The following is a 21465-nucleotide window of genomic DNA, read 5'->3' as shown; positions in this document are numbered from 1 at the left end:
CTTGTACAACCTGCCTAGCCAACCTGGTCAGGTGGGTAGTGTGCCGGACTGCTTAGCGGCCTAGCTGGCCAAGCAGCCCGAACTGCACAGCCGGAAGACATGGGAAGGCGCCGACATCGGCGCACGCCGACGGGCTGGAGCAACCGCCGTAGTTGAGAACTGAATCCGGGTCACCGCCTCCCACTGAAAAGGCGGCCTGATCAGGGGGAATCGGCCCCTGATCGGACGGCTCTCAGGTCTTCCGTCATGGGGCCTGAGCAAGTCCCATCGTTCGCTGTCGATCACATTCGGCACCGGAGCGGCCCTCATCCGCCAAGACACGAGCCGCCCCGATGCCTCCTCAAGAGAGGTGTTCTCATCATGACCGAGGACATGCAGTTCGTCTGCATTGTCTGCGAGGGAATGGAAGCGTGCCCACCCGGCACCGAACCTCCCGTCCCCGCTGTCTGTCCCACCTGCGCTCGGCTGACCCTCGCTGATCTCCTGATCGGTACGGGGGTGTCGGCATGAACCGTTCCGTCACCCTGCCCGACCTGCTGACCGCTGTCCTGGACGCCGATCCTGCGTGCGGCCCCGACACGGCCGACCTGTTCACCGGCATCGACGGAGAGCGGCGCGACGAGCGCCAGGAGCGCGAACAGCGCGCCAAGGCCATCTGCCGCCGCTGCCCGGCTCTGGTCGAGTGCCTGGCCTACTCGCTGGAGCTCGACCCCGGTGAGGGCATCTGGGCAGGGCTCAGCCCCGACGACCGAAACGCCATCGCGGCACAGGTGGTGGCGTGATGGCCGGCCGCTTCCAGTGCTCTGAATGCACTCGCCGTTCTCAGAGTCCGTACAGCTGCCGCTACTGCGGCCCTACCGCAGCCGTTCAGGTGCAGCTCTGCCGCACCCACGGCCCGCGTTCGCATGGCGGCTGCCTCGTCTGCCGCGCTCTCGCTCGCTCTCAGTCCGGTCGTTGAAAGGAACAACTCGTCATGAGCATCATCGGTAATCCCGACCCGTCCAACGAGCCGACTCCTGAGGAAATGGCCAGTGCGCTGGCCCACCTGGAAGCGCTCGCAAATCAGGGCTCGGCCTCCACCCCGTCGCCCCGGCCGCAAACAACCGGTGAGACCCGGAGGGTGCGGAAGCTGCGCGCCGAAGTCGCCGAAGCGCACCTGCTGGCCGACCTCCAGGAGGACGACGCCCCGCTGCTGCTGGACACGCCCAAGGTGCGCAAGCGCCGCAAGGCCGCACAGCAGGCGGCGCGGCTCCACACCCTGGCTCAAGACTCCGAGATGCGCGCCTGGCAAGCCGCCCGGATGCGGCGTCTGCTCGTCACCGCCGCGCTCGTCTCGCTCACGCTGGCGTTGGCCTGGTCAACGGCCGGTGTGCAGCACTTCGCCGCCGACGGTGCCGCGCCCTGGTCTCCGGCCTGGATCTTCGCCTGGCTGGTCGAACCGTTCCTGTCCCTGGCCCTGCTGGTCGTGGTCGGCGCACGCGCCTATCTCGGCACGCGAGGCCAACCGCTCGACGACCCCAATCTCGTACGGATCGAGTGGCTGTTCCTGGGGCTCACGCTCTCCATGAACGCCTGGCCGTACCTGCCGTTCGTGGCCGACGACTTCTCACTGTCCCGGCTGGTCCTGCACGTCCTGGGGCCGATCGTCGCGGTGGCGGTCGTGACCGCTCTGCCCATCATCCTGGCTGCGTTCTCCGGTCTCGATCACAGCTCTTCCGGTACCCCTACCACCCCTTCGTACAGGGTGAATGCCGCGACGGTGGACAAGCTGACCGCCCAAGCTCGCCGCCTGGTCGGCACCGGTCAGCTCTCGGTCGACGCAGGGGCGGACAAGTTCCGCCGCGCCCTGGGGTGCGGGATGGACACGGCCCGAGCCGTTCGCGACGCCCTACGCAGCAACCCCAACTTCACCTGAGAGGAGGACTCCCAATGCTCCACATCGCCATCATCGCCACGGCCGCCTGCCTGGCCGTGCCGGTGGCCATCTTCATCCGCATGTTGGTCACCGGCCCGCGCGCGCGGGCTGAGATCCACATGGCCTTCCAGATCAACGCACAGGGCGCGACCTCATCCGCCAAGACTCCGGTCGCGCCCCGCAACCCCGCCCCTAGCAACGGCAACGAGGTGACCTCATCATGACGCAGAACCCGAACGAACCGGAAAACCCACTCGCCGAGGGATCCTTGGCCGATCTAAACGGCTTCCAGTTCGCCGACCCGCCCAAGGCCGACGAGCCCGGCGGCCAGGTCGTGCCACTGAACAGCCGTCGTCGGGCGACCTCCACCGAAGAGGACGCCGAGTCCGACGAGTTCTTTGACTGCGAGACGATCGCCATCGAGGACCAGGCCCTTGGCAGTCCTGTGGATCCGCCCGACGAAGACGCCGTGCCGTACGCCGCGCAGAAGGCTCAGCGTCGGACGCCCATCATCCCCGCCACGCTCCGCACCTGGCAGGGCATCCGGGCGATGCTCTCCTGGCAGGCCAGGGACGCGGGATACGTCGTCGGCTACCACGCCGTACGCGCCCCGAAGTACGCCGCCAAGACGCTCTGGTACGCCGTGCCCGGCCTGTTCGGCACCCTTGGCCGCCTGCTCCACTGGGCCACGGCCGAAGAGGGTAACTGGGCGCTGCGCCAGTACGCCGCCGACCGGAACGACCCCGAGACATGGCTGAAGCTCGACAAGCAGCGCCAGCGTCAGTCCCGGTGGCGCTGGTTCGTGCTGGCCGGAGGCAGCGTCCTGGCCGCTGTCGCGCTGCTCGTGTTCGCCCTGGCCGACCTGCCGACGTGGGTTCGGTGGGCGACTCTGGCCGCCGCGCTGCCGGTGCTAGCACGGGCCGGACGCCCTGCGGACGCGCCCATCACGGATCGCGTCTCGGAGGGACCGCGCTATCGCAAGCTCACCGCCGAGCTGGTCCGTCGGGCTCTGATGCACTGCGGCATCTCCGGCATCAACCAGGCCGTGAGCAAGGACCCGAACGCCATCAGCTTCCCGCAGGAGATCCACCGCGACGGCCCCGGCCACCTGGCCATCATCGACCTGCCCTACGGCGTCGAGGCCGCCGACGTGGTGGCCAGGCGCGGTCGCCTGGCGTCCGCCATGCGCCTGCCGATGGACCAGGTCTGGCCCGAGCCCGGTGCCGGCCACCCCGGCCGTCTCGCGCTCTGGGTCGGCTACCAGCCTGCGTCCGAGATGAAGCAGCCCGCCTGGCCACTCCTGCGAGACGGCAAGGTGGACGTCTTCAAGCCCTTCCCGTTCGCCACCACGCCGCGCATGGAGACCGTCAACGCCTCGCTGATGTTCCGCAACTGGCTCGTGGGCGGACAGCCCGGCTCCGGCAAGACCTTCGCCCTGCGCCTGGCCGTCCTCGCCGCTTCGCTGGACCCGCGCGCCGAGCTGCGCATCTACGAACTCAAGGGCGTCGGGGACTTCAAGGTCCTGGAGCCGGTCTGCACCGAGTACGGCAACGGCTTCGACGACGAGACCAAGGCGCGCTGCGCTGGCATGATCCGCTGGCTCTACAAGGAGTGCGAGCGCCGTTCCAAGCGCATCGCGCACTACGCCGCTCTCGGGAAGGCCCCTGAGAACAAGGTCACTCCCGAACTGGCCAGCCTCAAGGGCTCCGGCCTGCACCCGCTGATCGTCGCCATAGACGAGATCCAGGAACTGTTCCTCGACCCCAAACACGGCAAGGAAGCCGGGGAGATCTGCGAGAAGGTCATCAAGCTCGGGCGCGCCCTGGGCGTGATCCTGCTGATCGGCACCCAGATCCCCGACAAGGACAGCCTGCCGACCGGCATCACCCGCAACGTCAACACTCGCTACTGCATGAGCGTCGCCGACCAGGTCGCCAACGACATGATCCTCGGCACCTCGATGTACAAGAACGGCTACCGCGCCACCGTCTTCCAGCCGGTCGTGGAGGCCGGATGGGGCATCCTGGCTGGTCTGGGCACTCCGGCCGCCCGCCGCTCGTACGAGGTGAACTCCGACGACGCTCAGAAGGTCGTCACCCGGGCCATCGCCCTCCGCGCCGCCGCAGGAACGCTGCCCGAACCTGACACCCAGACTCGTGACGACGCGCCCATCTTCGACCTGCTGGCCGACCTGTCGAAGGTCTGGCCCGCAGGGGAGAACGGCGCCTGGAACGAAACCCTGTGCGGCTACCTGAGCGAGCTGCGACCGGACGTCTACAACGGCTGGGCCTCCGAACAGCTCACCACCGCGCTCAAGCCGCACGGAGTGACGGTCGCCTCCATCGGCCGCCGGATCGACGGCAAGCCCGTCACCAGGCGCGGCATCCGCTTCGATGACCTGGCCGACGCCATCGCCGAACGTAACCGTCGGAACGGTTCCGGCTGACCGCTCGGAGGCTGCTAGCGCTAGCGGCTGACCCTGCTAGCGCTAGCACCTCCGCTAGCACTCCAAAACCTTCCCTGATCAGGGCGTTAGCGCGCTAGCGCCCTGGCTGACGACACCCAAAAAACAGGCCGCTGGAGGCTGTCTTGGACCCCGTCACCTTCCTCGCTATCGCCGCCGCGACGATCGTCGCGATAGTCACTTTCCGTTACGTCATGGCGTGCTGGATCCGGCCGTTCGCCACCTGCCAGAAGTGCCACGGCAAGCGCTACCTGCCCAACCGCATCGGCCGAGGCACCCACGACTGTCGCCGCTGCAACGGCACCGGCCTGCGGCTCCGCTGGGGACGCCACGCCTACAACTTCGCCCGCCGCCTTCACAACGACGGGATCCGATGACCAACCACGAACAGGAGAGCGCCATGACCGTTGACCCGATCCGCTACGCCCTGGCCGCCGCCGCTCGGGGCTGGTATGTCTTCCCGCTTGCTCCGGGCGGCAAGGAGCCGCCCCGCGGCTTCACCCGCTGGGAGGAGCGCGCCACTGTCCAGCCCGACGTCATCCGCGCCACCTGGTGCAGGCCGTACAACGTCGGCGTTGCCTGCGGCCCGTCGGGGCTCGTGGTCATCGACCTCGATCTGCCGAAGCCCGGCCAGACGCCACCGCCCGCGTGGGACCGCCCCGGCATCCGCGACGGCGCTGATGTCTTCGCGGCCCTGTGCGCCGAGCAGGGGCAGGAACTGCCTCTGGAGACGTTCCAGGTCCGTACGCGGCGCGGCGGCCTGCATCTCTACTACAGCGCCCCTGACGGGGTGACCCTGACCAACACCCAAGACGCGTTGGGCTGGCTGATCGACACGCGAGCAACGGGCGGCTACGTCGTCGGCCCCGGCAGCCGAGTCGCTGCCCGCGACGGTCATGGCCGGTACGAGGTGCTTCACCCCGCGCCCGTGGCTCCGTTGCCGTCCTGGCTGACAGAGCTGCTGCGACCCAAGCCGCTGCCCAGACAGAAACCCGTCTCCATCACTCTCGCCGCCGACCGGCATGGCGCGTACCTGCGCGCCGCGATCACCGGCGAGCTGGAGCGGGTGACCAGCTCACCGCCTCACGGTCACAACATCGCGCTCTACCGTGCGTCGGTCGCTCTCGGGCAACTCGTGGCCGGCGGGGAGCTCGCGGAGGGAGACGTCACGAGCTGGCTCGTCGACGCCGCGCAACAGGTGGGTCAGCCCTTCGGCGAGGCCATGCGCACCATCGCGAGCGGACTACGGGCAGGTGCGCGCCGCCCGCGAACGGTGGCCGCATGACGAACGAACGCCCACCACATCTACGTCTGGTCGCGGGTGATGCGGTTCATGTGACTGGCGACCAAGGAGCTTCACCAAGGCCGTTCCGCACCTCCTGGACCGCCGATGAGTTGATGTCCGTCACCTTCCCGCCGACCAAGTGGGCTGTGCCCGGTGTCATCGCCGAAGGGCTCAACCTGCTGGCCGGTCCTCCCAAGGTCGGCAAGTCGTGGCTGTCACTCGCCACGGCCGTCGCCGTCGCAGGGGGAGGCAAGGCCCTGGAGGCCATCGAGGTAGAGCCCGGCCCGGTGCTGTACCTGGCGTTGGAGGACACACCGCGCCGTCTCCAGTCCCGCATGGGCAAGATCCTGGGAGGCAAGCCAGCCCCGCGCGGACTGACCCTGGCCACCGCATGCGACACCCTTCCCAGAGGAGGAGACCAGTCCATCGCCCGGTGGCTGGAGCGCAACCCGGGCGCACGCATGGTCGTCATCGACGTCTTCGCGAAGGTCCGGGGGACCACGCCGCCTGGACTGTCCGCGTACGACGCCGACTATGCCGCCATGAGCCGGGCCAAGAACCTGGCGGACACCTACGGCGTCGCCGTCGTCCTGGTCCATCACGTCCGCAAGATGGGCTCTGACGACTTCCTGGAGCAGGTCTCAGGCACCAACGGCCTGGCTGGTGCCGCCGACGCCACGTTGGTGCTCAAGCGCCAACGCGGCACCGCCGACGGCGTACTGCATGTCACCGGCCGCGACGTCGAAGAGGCTGAGTACGCGATGGCCTTCCAGCCCGCCGCTGGGGTGTGGCACCTGCTGGACGGACCACCGGAAGATCACACGCTGGGGGAGACCCGCGCGACCATCGTCCGCTACCTCCGCGCGAACCCGAACAGCACACCCAAGGCCATCGCCGACGGCACCGGCCTGTCCTACGAGAACGTCCGCAAGACCTGCCCGCGCATGGCCAGCGACGGACAGCTCTGCGTGGACGCCAACAGCCGCTACCGGGTACCGGCGACACCGGCCCAAGAAGGTGTCCCTGGCGTCCCCGGTGTCCCTAGCCCTGCTTTGACCAGTACGAACGCCATCAACGAGCAGGGACAGACATCCCTGCCCGCTGTCCCTGCCGTCCCTGCACACGAGGAGGACGCGCCGTCATGACCATCACCGTGCCGGACAGCGTCCGGCTCGACATGACCGACATCGCGCCCCAGGAGGACATGCCTTTGCTGCTCACCGTCGAAGAGGCCGCGCACCGGCTCAGGATCGGGCGAACGCAGATGTACCAGCTGGTGAAGACCGGCGAAGTGGAGTCCGTCTGCATCGGCCGCCTCCGCCGCGTCCCCATCGAATGCCTGGCCGCCTACGTGAACAACCTCCTCGAAGGGGGCCGCTGACATGGGACGCAAGCCCAACGGCGCGTCGAGCGTCTACCTCGGGAAGGACGGCTACTGGCACGGGAGGGTGACCGTAGGCGTCAAGGACGATGGGAAGCCGGATCGGCGGCATGTCATGGTCAAGTCGCAAGCAGAGGCCATCCGCCGAGTTCGCGCACTGGAGAGGGAACGCGACAGCGGCAAGGTCCGCAAGGCAGGGCAGTCTTGGACAGTCGAGAAGTGGCTCACGCATTGGATCGAGACCATCGCGGTTCCGCCCTCCATCAGAGAGAGCACGCACTCCGGCTACAAGGTGGACGTCAACACCCACCTGATTCCCGGCATTGGGGCGCATCGTCTCGACAAGCTGACGCCGGAACACCTGGAGAAGCTGTACGCCAAGATCCAGGCGTCGGGTAAATCGGCCGGCACCGCGCATCACGTCCACCGGACGGTACGGACCGCGCTCAACGTCGCGGTGCGTCGTGGGCACATCACCATCAACCCAGCGACCCTTGCCAAGGCCCCGACACTCACCGAAGAGGAGGTAGAGCCGTACGAGATCGACGAGGTCAAGCGACTGCTCAAGGCCGCTGAGGAACTGCCGCGCAACAGCGCGCGATGGGCGGTCGCGCTGGCGCTGGGTCTCCGCCAAGGCGAAGCGCTGGGGCTCAAGTGGGCAGACGTGGACCTCGACAGGGGCAAGCTGCGTGTACGCCGGGGGCGTCAACGTCCGAAGTACGAACACGGCTGCCGGGAGAACTGCGGTCGCAAGCCTGGCTACTGTCCCGACCGAAAGCAGGTGAGAGCCGAGACCGCTGACACCAAGTCCCGCGCGGGCCGCCGCACCATCGGACTCCCGGCTCAGCTCATCGCTCTACTGCGCAAACACCGAGAGGAACAGCAAGTGGAGCGCGCCAAGGCGCGCCAGCTCTGGGAAGAGGGGGACTGGGTCTTCACCACTGCGACTGGTCGTCCCGTCAGCCCATACAGCGACTACCACGAGTGGAAAGACCTCCTGGCTTCGGCCGGGCTGAGGGACGGTCGACTCCACGACGCCCGGCATACCGCCGCGACCGTCCTGCTGATCCTGGGAGTTCCTGAGCGAACCGTGATGGCCATCATGGGGTGGTCCAGCAGCGGCATGGCGCGTCGGTACCAGCACGTCACCGATTCGATCCGTAACACCGTTGCGAAGCAAGTCGGTGGGTTGCTTTGGCAGCCTGCAGAAGACCACGGAGCATCCGAAGAGGTCGTCTAGGTTCTGGATTCAGAGGGGGCGGCGTACTACGCTGCCCCCTCTTTTGTGCCTAGCGAAGGGTGAGCAGCCATTCGTGGAGATGGGCCTCGCTCCCTGGGCGGCTCAACGGTCACCACGCCGACGATGAAGGTGAAATATTGCCAGGGTGAAGCAATGGCTATGGGGTTGGAAGCGAGGCTTATTTCTTCTGAGCTTCGTGAGCTGCATCGTCTTCCTCGTTCTGCTGCTAGGACCCATCGCGCAATGGGCGACGCCAGCAACAGGTATGCGAGGGAAAGAGCTAGCAGACACGATCAACGCTACCCGTCAGATCCTTCTTGCAGCCGTAGGCGGCATCGGGTTGCTGATCGGTGCCGCGTTCACTGCGCGGACTTACTACTTGGCCCAGCGAGGGCAGTTAACTGACCGGTACACCAAGGCGATTGGCCTTCTGGGATCAGACAGGCTCACGGAGCGGATCGGGGGAGTGTACGCCCTGGAGCATCTGATGATCGAGTCAGAGCGCGAGCACGAGACGGTCGTTGAGGTGCTTGCCGCCTTTGTTCGTGATCAGACTGCCTTCTCACCTGTAAGCAGCGCTCCTCAGGAACCTCAGGAACCTCAGGAGGATGAGCGGGCCGCCACATGGCTGGTGAAACCTCGCACTGACGTTCAGGCTGCTCTTACCGTTCTAGGCCGACGCCCCAAGCGCCCAGAGAGAGATGGACTGGTTGACCTGTCGCAGACTGATCTCACCGGAGCTGACCTAGGAGATCTTACATTTGACGGTGCGTGGTTCTGGAGGTCGAAGCTCCGATCGGCGAAGCTTCAAGGAGCCAGCTTTGAGGGAACGGTCTTCTCCCATGCAGACTTGAAGTATGCAGGGCTTTCCTATGCGTCCCTTCGAGGTGCCAAGTTCTACAATACGCAGCTACAGCAAGCCGTCATCCTGAGCGCAAAGCTGCAGGGCGCAGTACTGGAGGACGCCGACCTCCGGGGAGCCTATTTAGCGGCGACCGATCTCCACGAGGCGGTCCTAAAGGGCGCGCAGATGCAGGGAACGGACTTCATCGCCTTCCCCACTGGTCAGCCTGCTGAGCCGACCAGGCGACTGACTGTGGAGCAGCTTGCAGAGGCCGAGATCGATGACTCGACCCGGTTGCCGGAACAGCTCCATGAGGCTCTTCAGGACGTGATGTGTCAGAGACCAGGAACACATGCTGGACCTACAAGCTCGACCGACGGCACCGGGAACACGCCGGCCAAGAGGGTTGGCGGCCTGGCCCGGGAGGGAGACGAGCCCTCCAAGGGAGCCAACTGAGACTAAAACTGAGACTGGAATGCAAGAAGGGGTGTGCCGTGATCACGGCACACCCCTTCTGGACTGGCGGAGGATAGGGGATTTGAACCCCTGATAGGTTGCCCTATACACGCTTTCCAAGCGTGCGCCCTCGGCCACTAGGCGAATCCTCCGCCGACGAGCTTACCGGACTTCCGGCACTGCGGTGACCGCGATTTTTCCAGGACATGCTCAACCCGAACCGTGGAGCGAGCACTGCTGAGGCCGGTTAGACTGTCCAGGGACCCCTCGCGCGGCGTCATCCTGTGAACCTCCCCAGGGCCGGAAGGCAGCAAGGATAAGCGGGCTCTGGCGGGTGTGCGGGGGGTCTCTTCGTTGAGAGCCCCCTCGCAGGCGGGATGGTCGCATGAGCCTTGCGCTTTACCGCAAGTACCGACCCGGGACCTTCGCCGAGGTCAAGGGTCAGGAACACGTCACAGATCCGCTGCGACAGGCGTTGCGTACGGGCCGCATCAACCACGCGTACCTGTTCAGCGGCCCCCGCGGATGTGGCAAGACCTCCAGCGCGCGCATTCTCGCCCGCTCTCTCAACTGCGAGCAGGGCCCGACGCCCGACCCCTGCGGCACCTGCGAGTCGTGTGTGGCGCTCGCCCCGACCGGCCCCGGCCACCTCGACGTCATCGAGATCGACGCGGCCTCCCACGGCGGTGTCGACGACGCGCGTGACCTGCGCGAACGTGCCTTCTTCGCGCCCGTGTCGGCGCGCTACAAGATCTACATCATCGACGAGGCGCACATGGTGACCCGCGAGGGTTTCAACGCGCTGCTCAAGCTCGTCGAGGAGCCTCCGCCGCACCTGAAGTTCATCTTCGCGACGACCGAGCCGGAAAAGGTCATCGGCACCATCAAGTCGCGTACGCACCACTACCCGTTCAGGCTGATGCCGCCGGCGACGCTCAAGGCGCTGATGGAGGAGATCCTCACCTCCGAGAGCGTGCCCTTCGAGCCGCCCGCCCTGCCGCTGGTCGTCCGCGCGGGCGCCGGTTCGGCCCGTGACTCGCTCTCCATCCTCGACCAGCTCCTCGCCGGCGCCGAGGACGACGGCATCACCTACGCCAAGGCCGTCTCCCTGCTCGGCTACACCGACGGCGACCTGCTCGACGAGGTCGTCAACGCGTTCGCAGCGCGCGACGGCGGCCAGGTGTTCCAGGCGGTCAACCGGGTGATCGAGGGCGGCCACGACCCGCGCCGCTTCGCCTCCGACCTGCTGGAGCGCTTCCGCGACCTGGTGATCCTGGCCAACGTGCCCGAGGCGGCGTCCAGCGGGCTGCTCGACCGTCCCGCCGACGAGCTGGAGCGGCTGGTGGGGCAGGCGTCCTCGATGGGGCCGGCCGAGCTCACCCGTGCGGCCGAGATCTTCAACGCGGGGCTCACCGAGATGCGCGGCGCCACCTCGCCGCGGCTGCTGCTCGAACTGATGTGCGCGCGCGTGCTGCTGCCGGGCGCCTCGCAGGGCGAGGCGTCCCTGCTCGCCCGGCTCGAACGTCTGGAGCGCGGCGGCACGGTCGCCCAGATGGCCTCCAGGGCGGGCGCGGTGACGATCCCGCGTCCGGCCGCCCCGGGCGGCGGCCACGACGTGCACGTTCCCGTCGCGCCCCCGGCTGTCTCCGTCGGCACGCCGGCGCCGGTCGGCGGCGACGCGGCGGTTCCGGAGCCTGCGACGCCCGCGGGGAGCAACGGTTCCGCCGGTGGACAGGGGCCGGTGGGCGGCGGGGCCGACGACTGGCCCGAGCCCGTGCGTCCCGGTTCGGCGGCGGCTCCGGCCTCCGACGCGCCCGCACCCGTCGCCCAGGCGCCTGTCGCTCAGGCGCCCGCGGCGGCGGGCCCGGTCGCGGGCGGGGCGGGCGGCATGCAGCAGCAGTGGCCCGCCGTGCTGGCCGCGCTCAAGCAGCGCAGCATCGTGGTCTGGGCCAACGTCAGTACGAACGCCCAGGTCGTGGGCGTCGAAGGCAACCTGGTCACGCTCGGGTTCAGCCAGGTCGGCGCGATGAAGAACTTCACTGGCGGCGGCAAGGACGCCGTCGTGGCGACCGCGCTCGGCGACGTGCTCGGCGGCACCTGGCGGGTCGAGGCGGTGGTCGGCGGCTCTCCGGCGCCCCAGGCCACCCGCGGCCCCGCACGCCAGCAGCCGCCGTCGGGCGGCCACGGCGCCCCCGCTCCTCAGGCGGTCCCGGCCGCGAGCCAGGCGACGACCAGCCCGCAGGGCGGGACGGGCGTCCAGGCGACCTCCCAGGGGCGGTCCGGCTCGCACGGCGGCTCCCAGGACGACCAGGGCTCCCAGGACCCGGGCCAACCTCCGGCCGCCGCGTCAGCGCGTCCGACCACGGAGTCCGCGCGCCCGACCACCGACGAGTCGTGGCCCGACGCGCCCGACGACCTCAGCCCCGGTTCCCCGCCGAGCCCCGACCCCACCCAGACCGTGACCGCCCGGCAGCCCGCCGCCGCGCCGGTCGGAGCGGGGCTGGCCGCCGCGCGGTCGGCCGCCAAGGCGGCGGCTCAGGCGGGTCCGCGTGCCCCGGCGTCACGTGCGGGTGGCACGGCGGCGTGGCCGAGCGCGATCCCGGGCCGTGACAAGGCCGCCGACGCCGACGACGTCGACCCGCTGAACGACGCGGACGCCGACGTCGACGCCGTCTCCGGCATGGCCCTGCTGCAACGCGAGCTCGGCGCCCAGGTCATCGGCGAGATCGACCACACCTGACCGAAGGCCCACTCCGCCCGAGCGGGGGTCCTTGAGCGAGGGTCAGGGGAAGAGTCGGGCGCGGGCGGCGGCCGAGCGGGGGTCCGTCGGCGGGAGGGCCGACAGGCGTTCCAGGATCTGGTAGTCGTCGCGGCCGTTGGGCGTCTGGGCGTAGGTCCACAGGTCGTCGGGCGAGCCGTGGCGCAGGAGGCACGCGCGTACCTGGGCTTCGAGCTCCTCGCGTTCGCGCCGGATGTCCGGCGACTCCGAGCGCGGCAGGAGCGGCCCGGGGTAGGCGCGGGCCAGCGCGGCGGTGTCGCCCGAGTCGAGCAGCCGGCGAACGCCGAGGAAGTCCGCCTCGACCGGGCAGACCAGTCGGTACGGCTTCGCCGCCAGCACCTCCCCGAGCTGACCGCGCAGCCGGTGGATCTCGGCCCGGATGGTCACCGGGTTGCCGTCGTCGCCGTAGAGGTGGAACGAGAGCTGGTCGGCCGACAGGCCCTGCGGGTGCAGGGCGAGCAGGGCGAGGATCTCGGCGTGGCGCAGTGAGAGCTGACGTGGGCGCTCGCCCAGGTCGGCCGTCGGGGTGCCCTCGCCCAGGCAGGTCAGACGCAGGGTGGGCGGCGTCGCGGACGGCGTGTCGCGCAGCAGGTAGCCGTCGCAGAAGGGTTCGAGGAAGGCGACGCTCCCGTCACGCAGGATCATGCGCTGGCCGGACACGGGAAGGCGGGCGCCGAGCCGGCCCATGGGATCGCCCGAGATGACCCGGCCAGTGGGCGACAGCAGGATGCCGCCGCGGTTGCGCAGCGATTCGTAGCGGCGGCGCAGGCGTTCGTCGCGCTCGTGCATCCGTACGGCGAGCTGCGACTCGGCGAGCCTGGCCGTCGCGCCGACCAGGGCGACGGTCGCCGGATGCAGGGACCTTGCGATGCCGCTGACGTCGACGCAGCCGATGACGTCGCCCGACTCCGGATCGCTGATCGGCGCCGCGCTGCACGACCAGACGTGCAGCACCCGCATCAGGTGTTCCTCGGAGTAGACGTGCACCGGCCGGCCGGTGGCCAGCGCGGTGCCGATGCCGTTGGTGCCGGCCATGCACTCGCCCCAGTGATGGCCGTCGGCCAGGCCCACCTGGTCCGCATCGCGCAGGATGCCGCCTTTGCCGTTACGCCAGAGCACTCGTCCGTCACGGTCTGTGACGATCATGACGTGCTCGGCCTCGTCGGCCAGGCCGGAGAGCGTCTGGGCGAGCAGGGGCAGCAGCGGCCGCAGCGGATGAGCCTCGCGGATCTCGACGACGTCGGAGGACTCGCAGACCAAAGGGGCGCTCCGGCCATCCGGGTCGATCCCCGCCGCGAGCGATCGCCGCCATGAGGCCGTGATCAGGGTGCGGGGCGAATCGGGCGAGCTCTGCCCGGTAGCCGCCGCTTCGTGTGCTCCGCGTAGAAGACGGGAGTACGCATCGAGATGGCCGTAACTCATCGGTCACTCCAAGTAGTCAACAACGAGCATCCGTCCTGGCGGCGATATGCGCAAGCTGTTCAGGGGGATTGCGTAGGGTGATTGAATGAACGCAACGTGTGTGCAACGTTGGGCGCACTACCGTTCCGAAACACGCGTCGGCGTGGTGCGGCCGCTCCGTCCGACGTGATGGCCGGGTCTCGGACACTGGAGGGGGGCCGAGATCCGGCCATGACAAAGGTCCGTGACGAATGCCTGGAGGGAAACATGGGGAGCCCTCCCAGTACATGACGCCGCCCAAACACCGTAGGCTCGTGGCAGTCAAGAACCGGAGCCACGAGGAGCGCACGACGGTGAACCCAGGGGATGTCAACCTGCAGCAGCTGCTGGAGCAGGCTCAGCTCATGCAGCAGCAGCTTGTGAGCGCCCAGCAGGAGCTCAACGACGCGCAGATCGAGGGCTCGTCGGGCGGCGGCATGGTCACTGCCGTCGTCAACGGCTCAGGTGAGCTGCTCGAACTCAAGATCGACCCGAGCGTGATCGACGCGGCCGACCCGCAGGACACCGCCGACACGATCGCCGACCTGGTGATCGCGGCCGTCCGCGACGCGGTGCGCGCCGCCGCCGACCTGCAGCAGGAGAAGCTCGGCCCGCTCGCCCAAGGTCTGGGCGGCGGCGGACTCGGACAGCTGCCAGGGTTCTAGGCATGTACGAAGGGGTCGTCCAGAACCTGATCGACGAGCTCGGCATGCTGCCCGGGGTCGGTCCCAAGAGCGCGCAGCGCATCGCGTTCCACCTGCTGGCGGCCGACCCGGCCGACGTCAAGCGGCTGGCGCACGCGCTGCTCGAAGTCAAGGACAAGGTGCGCTTCTGCCGGGTGTGCGGCAACGTGGCCTCCGAGGAGGAGTGCCGCATCTGCCGTGACCCGCGGCGCGACACGCACGTCATCTGCGTGGTCGAGGAGTCGAAGGACGTCGTGGCGATCGAGAAGACGCGCGAGTACCGCGGCACGTACCACGTGCTCGGCGGCGCGATCAGCCCGATCGACGGCATCGGCCCCGACGACCTGCGCATCCGCGAGCTCATGACGCGCCTGGCCGACGGGCGGGTCACCGAGCTCATCCTCGCCACCGACCCCAACCTCGAAGGCGAGGCGACCGCTACCTACCTCGCCCGTCTGGTCAAGCCGATGGGCATCAAAGTGACACGACTCGCCAGCGGCCTGCCGGTGGGCGGTGACCTCGAGTACGCCGACGAGGTGACCCTGGGCCGTGCTTTCGAAGGACGGAGGCTCCTGGATGTCTGATATGTGGGATGTGCTGGCCGAAGAGATCGCCGCGCACGCGCAGAACTACGTCGACGGCCTGACCAGGGTCGCCGGCGGCGAGGGCGGCGACGCGATCTGGTCGCTGCTCCTGGTGGAGGTCGCGCAGGTGAGCCTGGCCGGCGCCAAGCTCGGCGCCAACCGCGACGTGATCCTGTCGGGCAACTACGAGCCGCCGATGAGCGAGGACCCCGACATCGACGGCGTGCGCACGGCGCTGGCCGAGCGGCTGGAGGCGGTCGACGACTACGCCGAGGTGTTCGACCCGTACAAGGACACGTCGGTCACGCCGTACCGGCTGTCGGACGACCTGACCGCGGTGGCCGCCGACCTCATCCACGGACTGCGTCACTTCCACGCGGGCCGTCCGCACGAGGCGCTGTGGTGGTGGCAGTACTCCTACTTCAACACCTGGGGCAACCACGCGGGCGCGGCGATGCGCGCGCTGCAGGCCCTCGCCGCGCACTCGCGGCTCGACGTGGCGGAGGAAGCCACCACCGTGTGATGATCATCCACATAGTGGTATGAACCATCAGGCCCATAAGAGGCCCCCAGTAGACTGGCAGTTCACAGTCCAGACCGGGAGACTCTCGTGGCGCTCGTTGTGCAAAAGTACGGTGGTTCGTCCGTCGCCGACGCGTCCTGCATCAAGCGGGTCGCGCAGCGGATCGTCGCGACGAAAAAAACCGGCAACGACGTGGTCGTGATCGTCTCCGCGATGGGCGACACGACGGATGAGCTGCTCGACCTGGCCGAGCAGGTGTCGCCGCTGCCTCCGGGCCGCGAGCTCGACATGTTGCTGACCTCCGGAGAGCGCATCTCGATGGCCCTGCTGGCCATGGCGATCGCCAACCTCGGTCACGAGGCGCGCTCGTTCACCGGCTCGCAGGCCGGCGTGATCACCGACTCCACCCACGGCAAGGCGCGCATCATCGACGTGACGCCGGGCCGCATCCGTGAGGCGCTCGACCAGGGTCACATCGCGATCGTGGCCGGTTTCCAGGGCGTCTCGCAGGACACCAAGGACATCACCACGCTGGGCCGCGGCGGCTCCGACACCACCGCGGTCGCGCTCGCGGCGGCCCTGGAGGCCGACGTCTGCGAGATCTACACCGACGTCGACGGCATCTTCACGGCCGACCCCCGCATCGTGCCCGTCGCCCGCAAGATCCCCAAGATCTCGTACGACGAGATGATGGAGATGGCGGCCTGCGGCGCGAAGATCCTGCATCTGCGCTGCGTCGAGTACGCTCGGCGGTTCGACCTGCCGATCCACGTACGCAGCTCGTTCAGCACCACGGAAGGCACGTGGGTCGTCTCCGACCCTTACACCGAAGGAACCGAGATGGAGCAGCCGATCATCTCCGGCGTCGCGCACGACCGGAGCGAGGCCAAGATCACTGTTGTCGGGGTCCCCGACAAGGTCGGCGAGGCTGCCTCGATCTTCAAAACGCTGGCCGACGCCGAGATCAACATCGACATGATCGTCCAGAACGTCTCGGCCGCGGCCACGGGCCGCACGGACATCTCCTTCACGCTGCCCACGGCCGACAGCCAGGTGGCGCTGACCGCGCTGAAGAAGATCCAGGGCCGCATCGGCTACGAGTCGCTGCTCTTCGACGACCAGATCGGGAAGGTGTCGCTGATCGGCGCGGGCATGCGCTCGCACCCCGGCGTCACGGCGACGTTCTTCGCGGCCCTCGCCGACGCGGGGGTCAACATCGAGATGATCTCCACCTCGGAGATCCGCATCTCGGTGATCGTCGAGCAGGACGGTGTCGACGCGGCCGTGGCGGCCGCCCACCGTGCCTTCGATCTCGACGCCGACCAGGTCGAAGCTGTGGTTTACGGAGGTAGCGGACGATGAGCAGGCCCAATCTCGCCCTGATCGGCGCCACCGGCGCCGTGGGCACCGTCATGCGGGACATCGTGTCCAGCCGGCAGGACATCTGGGGCGAGATCCGTCTCGTCGCCTCCCCGCGCTCGGCGGGCAAGGTGCTGAGCGTGCGCGGCGAGGACGTCGTGGTCCAGGCGCTCGCGCCCGAGGTCTTCGACGGCATCGACATCGCCATCTTCGACGTGCCCGACGAGGTGTCGGCCGTGTGGGTGCCGATCGCGGCCGAGCGCGGCGCGATCGCGATCGACAAGTCCGGCACGTTCCGCATGGAGCCCGACGTGCCGCTGGTGGTGCCCGAGGTCAACCCGCTCGACGCGCGGCAGCGGCCCAGGAACATCATCTCGACCCCCAACTGCACCACGCTGTCGATGATGGCGGCCATGGGCGCGCTGCACGCCGAGTACGTGCTCAAGGAGCTCGTCGTCGCCTCCTACCAGGCGGTGTCGGGCGCGGGCGTGGCCGGCTCGGCCCGGCTGTACGACGAGGTCGAGGCCCTGGCCGGCGACCGTTCGCTCGGCCAGACGGCCGGCGACGTGCGCAAGGCGCTGGCCGGCAAGCTGCCCGACGAGTCGCCGTTCCCGGCGCCGATCGCGTTCAACGTGGTGCCGTGGGCGGGCTCGTACAAGGACGGCGGCTGGGCGTCCGAGGAGCTCAAGCTGCGCAACGAGTCGCGCAAGATCCTCGGCATCCCCGACCTGAAGGTCTCGGCGACCTGCGTCCGCGTGCCGGTGATCACCACCCACTCGCTGGCCGTGCACGCCCGCTTCGAGCGTGAGATCACGGTCGAGGACGCCCACCGCGTGCTCTCGGCGGCGCCGACGGTGGTGCTGATGGACGACCCGGCCAACGGCGTCTTCCCGACGCCGCTCGAAGTGGTCGGCAACGACCCGACCTACGTGGGCCGCGTCCGCCAGGCGATCGACTTCCCGAACACGCTCGACCTGTTCGTCTGCGGCGACAACCTGCGCAAGGGCGCCGCGCTCAACGCGGCTGAGATCGCCGAGCTGGTGGCCTCCGAGCTGTAGCCCGGCCGACTCCGTGGGGACGCCGTGCCAGTGTGCGGCGTCCTTCGCGTTTTCCCGGAGGGTTCTGTCGCCTTCTCCGAGGGGTCGCGTCTCCCGACGATTCGTGCTTTCCCGACGACTCGTGCTTTCCCGGCGGGGCGTGTTCTCCCGCGGGCGGGGCCTGTCACCGGAAGAGGATGTCCCAGTGGCTGCTCTCGTTGGCGAAGACGGTTCCGGTGGCGGAGCGGTAGAGCGCGGCGCCGTCGCCGCGGACCCCCGTCTTGCGGTGGTGCCTGGTGATGTAGCGGTCGATGCACGCGTTGTGCGTGATGTCGAGCTTGTAGCCGTTTCCGTGGCTGTACTGGCCAGGCGCGTGACCCGCCTCGGTGCCGCCGGTCACCATGACCGGGCAGCCGCTGTCATGCTTGAGGTCGATGATCCGGGCGATCGTGCCGGCCCTTACGGAGTCGAGCGAGGTGCAGTGGTGCATGTGGCGGCTCGTACAGTGGCCCGACGACTTCGTGCGCAGGCCCGAGCTCTTGAGCCAGCGGGCGGCCAGGGCGTGGGTCATGTGCATGGCGGCCTGCCTGGGCAGCACACGCGCCAGATCAAGCTGAGATCGCTTCTGCGACCTCTGTGGCCGACTCTGAGGCGCCACCGCCTCCTCGACGCTCGCGGGCCTCGTGACGGCTTCTGAGCGCTCGGCGTGGTCCTGCATGTCCGACTGCGCGGCGAACGCGTCCTCGGCCTCGGCCCAGGCGTCCTCCGTCTCCTCGGAGTCCTCCTTCGACAGCTGTGACTTGGCGGACGCGGGGTCCGCCTGGTGCTGCTCGACCTGGTATGTCTCCGCCAGGGCCGCCTCGACGGCGGCCTGCCGGATGTTGGTCCACGGTCCGTCGATCCCCTCCGGGAACCACAGGGACAGGTCGAGCATCCCCCCGGTCTCGTCAGGACGGTTGAACGGTGTTGGCGCCTGAACCCGCTCTCCACCTGATGGGTGGGAGGCGGCGGAAGCGGCCGACGCCAGCGCGATTATGGTGATCTGAATGCCGAGGAGCGCCACCACGAAGGTGCGCGCTGTTCCACGTATCCACATGTCGATGCCTTTTCGCGGAAAAGAGCCCTTCCGCCTGAAACGACAATCCCACCATTCCCAGGAGATAACTCATGTCTCATAGTCATCTTTGCCCTGTGGCGGCGATCACCGTGCCACTCCATGACCCACCGCGCTTTCAAGACGTAAAGTGACGAACGTGTCCGAAGCCCGAAACAGAGGATCGGAGAGCACCCGAGAGGTCATCGTCGAGACGGCCTTGCGACTGTTCCGTGAGCGTGGCTTCGACGCGACGACCATGCGCGCCATCGCCGCCGAGGCAGGGGTGTCAGTGGGCAACGCCTACTACTACTTCGAGAGCAAGGAGGCGCTGATCCAGGCCTACTACGACCGTGCGCAGGCCGAGCACGAGCAGGCCTGCCGGGAGTTCCTGGCCACGGAGAGGTCGTTCGCCGCGCGGCTGAGCGGGGTGCTGCGCGAGTGGGTGCGCGTGTCGGAGCCGTACCACGAGTTCGCGGTGAAGTTCTTCAAGCACGCGGCCGAGCCGACGAACCCGCTGAGCCCGTTCAGCGCGCAGTCGTCGCCGGCGCGGGAGGCGTCCATCGGGATCTACCGCGAGGTGGTCGAGGGGTCGAAGGACCGGATGAACGCCGAGCTGCGGGCGGAGCTGCCCGAGCTGCTGTGGTTGTTGTCGATGGGCATGGTGCTGTTCTGGGTGCACGACACCTCGCCGGGGTGCGTGCGGACGTACCGGCTGATCGAGGTCACGGTGCCGCTGGTGGACCGGCTGGTGGGGCTGTCGCATCTGCCCGGGTTGCAGGGGATCACGAAGGACTTCATCGCCGCGGTGCACGAATTGCGGGCCTAGGGGGCTCCTTGCGGTGACATACCGCTTGGTATGGTCGGCTCACCGTCGCCGAACCGGAGGCCATGAATGACGCCGAACTGGGGCATGACCATCCCCTTCTACGACCGTTCCCTGGCCAGGTCGCAGGAGCTGATCGCGGAGCTGCCGGGCCTCGGCTACACCGACGCCTGGTCGGCCGAGGTCAACGGGAACGACGGGTTCGTCCCGCTGGCGATGGCCACGCAGTGGGCGCCGGGGATGCGGCTCGGGAGCGCGATCGTCCCGGTCTCCACGCGGGGGCCGGGGCTGCTGGCCATGTCCGCGGCCACCCTGGCCGACCTGGCCCCCGGCCGGTTCGTGCTCGGCATCGGCTCCTCCTCGCCGGCGATCGTCGAGCGGTGGAACGCCGTGGAGTTCGCCAAGCCGTACGCCCGTACCCGTGACACGCTGCGCTTCCTGCGGAGGGCGCTGGCGGGGGAGAAGGTCTCCGAGCGGTACGAGACGTTCGAGATCAAGGGCTTCAAGCTGGAACGGGCGCCGAAGACCGCCCCCAAGATCGTGCTGGCCGCCCTGCGGCCCCGGATGTTGCGCCTGGCCGCCGAGGAGGCCGACGGCGCGATCACCAACTGGCTCGCCCCCGAGGACGTGCCCAAGGTGCGCGCCGAGATCGGCCCGGACACCGAGCTGATCGCCCGGCTGTTCGTCTGCGTGAGCGAGGACGCCGACAAGGTGCGCGAGATGGCCAGGTGGATGCTGGCGAGCTACCTGACCGTGCCCGCCTACGCCGCCTTCCACGACTGGCTGGGCCGGGGCGAGGTGCTGCGTCCCATGCACGAGGCGTGGGCGGCGGGCGACCGCCAGGCCGCGCTCAAGGCCATCCCCGACGAGGTGGTCGACGCCCTCGTCGTGCACGGCGACGCCGCCACCTGCCGGGCCAGGATCCGCCAGTACGTCGACAACGGGCTCGACACGCCGGTGCTCGCGCCCATCCCCGGCGGCGAGGTGCCGATCGAGCAGGCCGTGCGCGACCTGGCCCCGGTCCGGGAGGGCTGATGGACGACGTGCTGCGGCTCGACGCCGTCGGCCAGGCCCAGGCGGTCAGGGACGGGCAGGTGTCGGCCCGCGAGCTGGCCGAGGCCGCCATCGCCGCCGTCGAGGCCCACGACGGCGAGCTCAACGCCGTCGTCCACCGGCGGTTCGAGCGGGCGCTGGCCGAGATCGACGGCCTCCCGGCGGACGCGCCCTTCCGCGGCGTGCCGATCCTGCTGAAGGACCTGGGCTGGCGGCAGGCCGGCGAGCCGTACGCCGCGGGCTCGCGGGTGCGCGACGACCTGGACGCCGCCGAGGACGGCCATGGCGTGGTCCGCCTGCGCCGGGCCGGTTTCGTGCTGCTGGGCCGGACGAACACCCCCGAGTTCGGCAGCACGGTCACGACCGAGCCGGTGGCGTACGGCCCCACGCGCAACCCCTACGACCCGGCGTACTCGGCGGGCGGGTCGAGCGGCGGTTCGGCGGCGGCGGTGGCCGCGGGCATGGTCGCGCTGGCCACGGCGAGCGACGGCGGCGGCTCGATC

At 68.9% G+C, this 21465-nt stretch carries 21 protein-coding genes, 1 tRNA gene and 1 other RNA gene; 20 read left to right on the top strand and 3 right to left on the bottom strand.

Annotated elements, in window-relative coordinates:
- The first annotated feature begins 506 nt into the window (after positions 1-506).
- The 10 genes from ACWCSD_RS01315 (at position 507) to ACWCSD_RS01270 (ending at position 9585) form a co-directional block, all read left to right on the top strand.
- The gene (locus tag ACWCSD_RS01315; protein ID WP_449912367.1) at positions 507-782 is read left to right on the top strand and encodes a WhiB family transcriptional regulator; all 276 of its coding nucleotides are present in this window, start codon (positions 507-509) and stop codon (positions 780-782) included.
- A 191-nt stretch (positions 783-973) separates the two neighbouring features.
- On the top strand, positions 974-1915 hold the full coding sequence (locus tag ACWCSD_RS01310) for a hypothetical protein (RefSeq protein WP_449912366.1): 942 nt from the start codon (positions 974-976) through the stop codon (positions 1913-1915).
- 14 nt (positions 1916-1929) lie between these two features.
- Positions 1930-2139, top strand: coding sequence for a hypothetical protein (locus tag ACWCSD_RS01305; protein WP_449912364.1), 210 nt, complete (start codon positions 1930-1932; stop codon positions 2137-2139).
- The gene (locus ACWCSD_RS01300; RefSeq protein ID WP_449912362.1) at positions 2136-4361 is read left to right on the top strand and encodes a cell division protein FtsK; all 2226 of its coding nucleotides are present in this window, start codon (positions 2136-2138) and stop codon (positions 4359-4361) included. Before ACWCSD_RS01305 ends, ACWCSD_RS01300 begins: the two co-directional genes overlap by 4 nt.
- Before the next feature lie 143 nt (positions 4362-4504).
- Positions 4505-4756, top strand: a complete 252-nt coding sequence (locus tag ACWCSD_RS01295) for a hypothetical protein (RefSeq protein ID WP_449912360.1) — start codon at positions 4505-4507, stop codon at positions 4754-4756.
- On the top strand, positions 4753-5664 hold the full coding sequence (locus ACWCSD_RS01290) for a bifunctional DNA primase/polymerase (RefSeq protein ID WP_449912359.1): 912 nt from the start codon (positions 4753-4755) through the stop codon (positions 5662-5664). Before ACWCSD_RS01295 ends, ACWCSD_RS01290 begins: the two co-directional genes overlap by 4 nt.
- Positions 5661-6809, top strand: a complete 1149-nt coding sequence (locus ACWCSD_RS01285; protein WP_449912357.1) for an AAA family ATPase — start codon at positions 5661-5663, stop codon at positions 6807-6809. The genes ACWCSD_RS01290 and ACWCSD_RS01285 overlap by 4 nt, the downstream gene beginning before the upstream one ends.
- Entirely contained in the window at positions 6806-7045 is a 240-nt protein-coding gene (locus tag ACWCSD_RS01280) for a helix-turn-helix domain-containing protein (RefSeq protein ID WP_449912355.1), read from the top strand. The genes ACWCSD_RS01285 and ACWCSD_RS01280 overlap by 4 nt, the downstream gene beginning before the upstream one ends.
- A gap of 1 nt (position 7046) precedes the next feature.
- Positions 7047-8285 carry a tyrosine-type recombinase/integrase gene (locus ACWCSD_RS01275; protein ID WP_449912353.1) on the top strand — a complete coding sequence of 413 codons (1239 nt, stop codon included), beginning with the start codon at positions 7047-7049 and terminating at the stop codon, positions 8283-8285.
- Between the two features lie 196 nt (positions 8286-8481).
- Positions 8482-9585 carry a pentapeptide repeat-containing protein gene (locus tag ACWCSD_RS01270; RefSeq protein WP_449912351.1) on the top strand — a complete coding sequence of 368 codons (1104 nt, stop codon included), beginning with the start codon at positions 8482-8484 and terminating at the stop codon, positions 9583-9585.
- 64 nt (positions 9586-9649) lie between these two features.
- Here the strand turns inward: ACWCSD_RS01270 and ACWCSD_RS01265 are convergent.
- Positions 9650-9737 (bottom strand) — tRNA-Ser (locus ACWCSD_RS01265).
- 106 nt (positions 9738-9843) lie between these two features.
- On the opposite strand from ACWCSD_RS01265, the gene ffs reads away from it, so the two are divergent.
- An RNA gene (gene ffs / locus ACWCSD_RS01260) (signal recognition particle sRNA small type) lies at positions 9844-9939 on the top strand.
- A 31-nt stretch (positions 9940-9970) separates the two neighbouring features.
- Complete coding sequence (locus tag ACWCSD_RS01255) at positions 9971-12325, top strand: DNA polymerase III subunit gamma and tau (RefSeq protein WP_449912349.1); 2355 nt, start codon at positions 9971-9973, stop codon at positions 12323-12325.
- Between the two features lie 42 nt (positions 12326-12367).
- On the opposite strand, the gene ACWCSD_RS01250 is transcribed toward ACWCSD_RS01255, so the two are convergent.
- Positions 12368-13624, bottom strand: a complete 1257-nt coding sequence (locus tag ACWCSD_RS01250; RefSeq protein ID WP_449912347.1) for a GAF domain-containing protein — start codon at positions 13622-13624, stop codon at positions 12368-12370.
- A 494-nt stretch (positions 13625-14118) separates the two neighbouring features.
- On the opposite strand from ACWCSD_RS01250, the gene ACWCSD_RS01245 reads away from it, so the two are divergent.
- From ACWCSD_RS01245 to ACWCSD_RS01225, 5 genes are all read left to right on the top strand, one after another.
- Positions 14119-14469: a YbaB/EbfC family nucleoid-associated protein gene (locus ACWCSD_RS01245; protein WP_125640519.1), complete on the top strand. Its 351-nt coding sequence runs from the start codon at positions 14119-14121 to the stop codon at positions 14467-14469.
- Positions 14470-14471: 2 nt separating this feature from the next.
- Complete coding sequence (gene recR, locus ACWCSD_RS01240; protein WP_125640516.1) at positions 14472-15071, top strand: recombination mediator RecR; 600 nt, start codon at positions 14472-14474, stop codon at positions 15069-15071.
- Positions 15064-15594, top strand: coding sequence for a DUF5063 domain-containing protein (locus ACWCSD_RS01235; RefSeq protein WP_352362187.1), 531 nt, complete (start codon positions 15064-15066; stop codon positions 15592-15594). Before recR ends, ACWCSD_RS01235 begins: the two co-directional genes overlap by 8 nt.
- A gap of 87 nt (positions 15595-15681) precedes the next feature.
- A complete protein-coding gene (locus ACWCSD_RS01230) occupies positions 15682-16956 on the top strand; it encodes an aspartate kinase (RefSeq protein ID WP_352318411.1) in 1275 nt (424 codons plus the stop codon).
- Positions 16953-18011 carry an aspartate-semialdehyde dehydrogenase gene (locus tag ACWCSD_RS01225; RefSeq protein ID WP_387671721.1) on the top strand — a complete coding sequence of 353 codons (1059 nt, stop codon included), beginning with the start codon at positions 16953-16955 and terminating at the stop codon, positions 18009-18011. The genes ACWCSD_RS01230 and ACWCSD_RS01225 overlap by 4 nt, the downstream gene beginning before the upstream one ends.
- A gap of 163 nt (positions 18012-18174) precedes the next feature.
- On the opposite strand, the gene ACWCSD_RS01220 is transcribed toward ACWCSD_RS01225, so the two are convergent.
- Positions 18175-18924 carry a hypothetical protein gene (locus ACWCSD_RS01220; protein ID WP_449912342.1) on the bottom strand — a complete coding sequence of 250 codons (750 nt, stop codon included), beginning with the start codon at positions 18922-18924 and terminating at the stop codon, positions 18175-18177.
- Between the two features lie 310 nt (positions 18925-19234).
- Between ACWCSD_RS01220 and ACWCSD_RS01215 the strand changes: the two genes are divergently transcribed.
- From ACWCSD_RS01215 to ACWCSD_RS01205, 3 genes are all read left to right on the top strand, one after another.
- Positions 19235-19912 (top strand): TetR family transcriptional regulator, encoded by a 678-nt coding sequence (locus tag ACWCSD_RS01215; RefSeq protein ID WP_449912341.1) that lies wholly within the window; start codon positions 19235-19237, stop codon positions 19910-19912.
- A 66-nt stretch (positions 19913-19978) separates the two neighbouring features.
- Positions 19979-20944 (top strand): LLM class F420-dependent oxidoreductase, encoded by a 966-nt coding sequence (locus ACWCSD_RS01210; protein WP_397212512.1) that lies wholly within the window; start codon positions 19979-19981, stop codon positions 20942-20944.
- On the top strand, positions 20944-21465 hold a 522-nt coding region (locus ACWCSD_RS01205), incomplete at its 3' end, for an amidase family protein (protein ID WP_449912340.1). The genes ACWCSD_RS01210 and ACWCSD_RS01205, both read left to right, overlap by 1 nt.

It is taken from the genome of Nonomuraea sp. NPDC001684 (assembly GCF_053596515.1).
This window is presented reverse-complemented; position numbering and strand designations above follow the sequence as displayed.